This window comes from Hydrocoleum sp. CS-953, assembly GCF_002260545.1.
Classification (GTDB): Bacteria; Cyanobacteriota; Cyanobacteriia; order Cyanobacteriales; family Microcoleaceae; genus Trichodesmium.
In genome coordinates, this window is the sequence record NZ_LGSU01000724.1 from 1 (window position 1) to 4400 (window position 4400).

The window sequence follows — 4400 nt, forward strand, 5'->3', positions numbered from 1 at the left end:
ACCCCGCAGAAGACCCTAGAATTCAGTCATTACAAAATATTTCTATTCCGGAATTAGTTAAAGTTTTAGAACAATATTCTTATGTAACTAAAATTCACGTTCAAAGTTTAAATTATGTTTGTAATGTTGTTAAACCAGGTAAATTAAAAGTATTACTCGATGAGATTTATTTTGAAGAAGCTGGTGATGGAAATCCAGAAGATTCTCACTATAATTTACTGAAACTATTTTTATTTGGATTAAATGAACAGTTTGGTGGAACCATGCTCACTAATAAAATTAATCCACAAGTTGATGCTTTAATTGCTAAGTATGATGCAGATTTAAAAAGTCATCCTGCTCACGTTGCTATTGGTATGGCAGGTATGGGTACTGAATGTATTTGTGGTCCGATTTTAGAAGAAATTTGGGCACAAGTTCAAGCTCGTAAAGATTTAGAAGATATATTACCTCAATTAAACNATCCTGCTCACGTTGCTATTGGTATGGCAGGTATGGGTACTGAATGTATTTGTGGTCCGATTTTAGAAGAAATTTGGGCACAAGTTCAAGCTCGTAAAGATTTAGAAGATATATTACCTCAATTAAACCTAGAATTTTGGGATATTCATACTGGAGAAATCGATCATTCTCATGCTTTAAGAATGCGTAATGCCATAGATGGAGAAGTAGGAGAAAGTGAAGAGTCAGCAGAACAAATTCTCCAAGGTTATCAACTATCTGTAAAATTCTGGGATGATTTATTAGATATTTTTGTAACTCTTTAGATGAAGCAATAAAAATATAGGCTCAACTTTTAGCTTAATGTAAATACTGATGATTAATGGAGGTATGAAAAATACTTCCATCTTTTGTTTTCAGATCGTTCTTATCTACTTATAAAAATTATATTTTTATACCAAATGCCTGACTTTTGACTTTTATAATTTTCTCGAACACTTTTTCTGAGAAGACTTTTGTTTTTTTTCTTTCTTCTTTCTTTTAAACTTTTGCCTCTGTTCAATAACTTCCGGAGGCGGACCATAATCGCCTCTTGAAAAATAAATTCGTTCTACTTTATGTTGCGACTCAACCTCAATCCACAGACGGGCGCCTCCTGCCTGACTTCTATTAGGCTGGTGTGGCTGATAGACTATTTGGCAAGGTCCTTTAATTTTTAGCGCATGACAATAATCTTTTTTATCTCCTACTTTTACAGCAATTGCGGGATAAGAAGTTTTATTATCTCGGTTATAGTCAATAGTCTTTCGTAGAACATGAACAAATGTATTGCCTGTACGTTCAGCTTTGTTCCAGGTTCCTTCAGGACCGCGACGACCGGGTATGATTTCCGGTACTCCTCGACTGTTAAGAGGAATCATCCATAACCTTTCTTCCTTGTAAGCTCCTACTACCCTGCCTTGTTGGAGTAGTATTCGCAGTCTACCTGTCGATATATTAAGTAAAAATGCTGCTTCTGTTGTATATACTTCTGTCGTCATAACAACTAGATCGTTTGAGTAATCAGAACTTATGCATAAACACTATATATAGTGTTCAAAAACTATAACGTTATAGATAGGTAGTGTTTAAGACTTGAATTATGCGTAAGTCGTAATAATTTTTTAAATGTTTTTGTGACCTTTGTAGATATACTTCAACTTTAAACATAGGGAGAACGGATTATAGAATTTTCTATTTTCTCCATTCTCCCAGATCGAGAATTTTGGTAGAACTTCTAACAACTATTTATTCTTAAACTGTTCTAACCATTCTTGAATTTGAGAAGAAGCAATATCTCGTCCTCCCAAACCAAAAGCCAAAGCAATAGATACTGCCATTGCTCCCATGAAAAGTCCAAAAGCTAGATTGACAATGCTAGGGGCAATACCCATTTGTTGCAGAGCCATAGCTGAGACTAATACAATAATCCCAATTCGAGCAAGCTGACCCAAAAGTTTGGCTTGAGAATTACCAGAACTGGTAATTAAATTATAAGCAAGGTTAGCCAAGTACAGACCTATAGCTAAAACTACCAAACCGTAAAGAACCCGACCTGCAATTAAGATTACTACATTGACAATTAAGGTCAAAGCCTCAAGTTCCACAATCTGAGTTGCTGAAACTGTAGCAAAAAGGATAATACCTACAAAAGCCACAAGACCAGCAATTTCTGATGGAGTACGAGTAGTACCAGGTCCACCTTGAAGTACAGTTGCATTTGGGTCACTAGATGAGGATGATGGTTTAGTAGAAGTTAAACCAAGCCAATTGAAAAGGTTATTAAAGCCAATGCTGGTCAGAAGATTAGTCACTAAATCTTTAACAAATTGACCAACAAAGTAGGCAATAGCAAGAACTACAACAGCAGCAAATATTTTGGGGACAAATGTCAGAATATCGTTGAGCATTGCCACTGCTGGAGTCGTAATGGCCTCAATATTCAAAGCACTCAGAGCAGCGATCGCTACAGGAATTAATATCAGTACATAAACAACCGTACCAATAATCCCAGAAAGACTTTGACTGCCATTGGTTTGACTCATACCCAATCTGTTGCCCATTTGGTCTACACCAGTAGCAGCAAGTAGATTAGTAACAACTTTCTTAACTACAGTAGCGAGTAACCAACCAACTGTAGCCAAAATAACAGCCTTAAGAATCCTGGGCAGAGCTTGTAAGATTTGATCCACCATGTTTTGAACAGGTTGTAGAGCAATCTGTAGTTGCAAAGCTTCCAGAATTAGTGGTAAGAATAGCAAGAAAATCAACCAATAGATGGCATTAGCAATAGTATCGCTAACATCCATTTGGCTTTCTGCTTGTCCATCACTGACCTGCTGATTCAGACGGTCATCTAAACCAAATGTTTTAAGTCCTCTGCTTACTGCTAATTTAGCTATAGTTGCCACTAACCAGGCAATACCTAGCCAAATCAATGCAGCAGCTATATTAGGTAAAAAGCTGGTTATTTCTGTGAGGAAGGCATTTAGAGGTTGAGAAACTGCCGTGAGTTTAAGTTTGTCAAAGAAAGCTATCAGAACAAAGATCATGATGATCCAGAACACCACAGAGGATATCCATTTCTCCACAGGTAAATTCTGAGCTTGTTCCTGACTACCAGTTACCCAACTAGCAATTTTGTTATCGATATTAGTCTTCTTGAATAGTCCTCCAACTATGTTAGAAATAATCCCTGCCACTATCCAGCCGACAACTAGAATTGCAATTGCTGTTACGATATCCAAAATTAAGATTTTGTTAAAATTTTGGGACACTATATCCACAGGATTTGCTGGAGTTTGTGCCAAAATATCTGAGGCTAATATAGGATTAGCCTGTATTTTCTCAGTGAGATTGATTGATTGTGTAATGTTTTGCCAAGTGCCATTCATGGTTTTCTTGGGTTAATGTAAGTTTTAATGAGCAATTATTTAGATTGCCTGTATATGTCTAATAGCTTGAAGGTAACTATGCCATTTAGTCAAGTTTTCGAGCAAAATATTTTAATTCGTGCCAGTGCCACTATCGTAGAACGTTGTATTACAGATAACATTCTCATGCACAAGTGGTTAAATCCTATGCTACGTTGTGAAGCTGTGGGTAATTGGGATACATTTGTGGGAAGTCGTAGTAGATTCATCATAAATATCCCTTTTTTGCAACCCTCTCTATATAGTGTTGTAGCTGAACGAGAACCAGGTTTAATTGTTTGGGAATTTCAGGGTTTTTTCCAAGGTCGCGATCGCTGGGAATGTCAACCTGAACCTGAAGGTACTCGTTTATTAAATCGTTTTGAATTTGAGATACCTAACCCTATAATTAAATTTGGTTTTAATCAGTTTGCTGCTTCGTTGACTAAAGCAGATATGGAGGCTCAACTAAGACGCTTGAAGAGAGTAGCAGAGGAGCAATATTATCATAATTAGGGAGTAGGGAGTAGGTAGGGACGTTGGATGCAATGTCCCTACAGAATCAGAAGAAAATCGAAGGCTCAAACAGTTAATTCAACCCCTCTAGTTGTAGTTTTTCCCCACACTTCCTAGAACAAATTATTGATCACAAAATATTTTTTGTATTTGTGGTTGTTCTCTGACAAAATCTAGTCCTCTTTTGGCAAATTCTATAGCCTGTACAAAAAATGTTTCAATACCTTTAGCATCAATCACAATTGTATCTGTCCATTTAAACTTTTGTACCAATTCTAAAAATGATATTTCTCCATCACCAATAACATTATTAATTGTGTTAATAATATCATTAGTTATTGTAGCTACATTGCTATTTGGAGCAAAATAGCGACTAAATTCCTCAATAGCAAGTTCACCATAACGTGATTCTAATAATTTATTTACAAAATCAGGTTTAACCTCTAATTTATAACTTAAAATTTCCTGAACTTTATCAATATTGTCTTGACT

The 4400-nt window shown here is 36.0% G+C and carries 5 protein-coding genes; 2 read left to right on the plus strand and 3 right to left on the minus strand.

Annotation, left to right across the window (positions count from 1 at the left end):
- The coding region (locus AFK68_RS41310) for an iron-containing redox enzyme family protein (RefSeq protein WP_246844075.1) at window positions 1-461 on the plus strand (461 nt) is incomplete at both ends.
- A 459-nt stretch (window positions 462-920) separates the two neighbouring features.
- On the opposite strand, the gene AFK68_RS08560 is transcribed toward AFK68_RS41310, so the two are convergent.
- Both AFK68_RS08560 and AFK68_RS08565 read right to left on the minus strand, forming a co-directional pair.
- Window positions 921-1481, minus strand: coding sequence for a hypothetical protein (locus tag AFK68_RS08560; protein ID WP_094672366.1), 561 nt, complete (start codon window positions 1479-1481; stop codon window positions 921-923).
- 243 nt (window positions 1482-1724) lie between these two features.
- On the minus strand, window positions 1725-3374 hold the full coding sequence (locus tag AFK68_RS08565) for a mechanosensitive ion channel (protein WP_094672367.1): 1650 nt from the start codon (window positions 3372-3374) through the stop codon (window positions 1725-1727).
- A gap of 78 nt (window positions 3375-3452) precedes the next feature.
- Between AFK68_RS08565 and AFK68_RS08570 the strand changes: the two genes are divergently transcribed.
- Window positions 3453-3908 (plus strand): SRPBCC family protein, encoded by a 456-nt coding sequence (locus tag AFK68_RS08570; protein ID WP_094672368.1) that lies wholly within the window; start codon window positions 3453-3455, stop codon window positions 3906-3908.
- Window positions 3909-4031: 123 nt separating this feature from the next.
- On the opposite strand, the gene AFK68_RS08575 is transcribed toward AFK68_RS08570, so the two are convergent.
- Window positions 4032-4400 (minus strand): alpha/beta hydrolase (locus tag AFK68_RS08575; RefSeq protein WP_143437695.1); only part of this gene is annotated, 369 nt, incomplete at its 5' end.

Coding starts and splice junctions, on each gene's coding strand:
- AFK68_RS08560 (WP_094672366.1), bottom strand. CDS start 1,481: ATGACGACAGAAGTATATACAACAGAAGCAGCATTTTTACTTAATATA.
- AFK68_RS08570 (WP_094672368.1), top strand. CDS start 3,453: ATGCCATTTAGTCAAGTTTTCGAGCAAAATATTTTAATTCGTGCCAGT.
- AFK68_RS08565 (WP_094672367.1), bottom strand. CDS start 3,374: ATGAATGGCACTTGGCAAAACATTACACAATCAATCAATCTCACTGAG.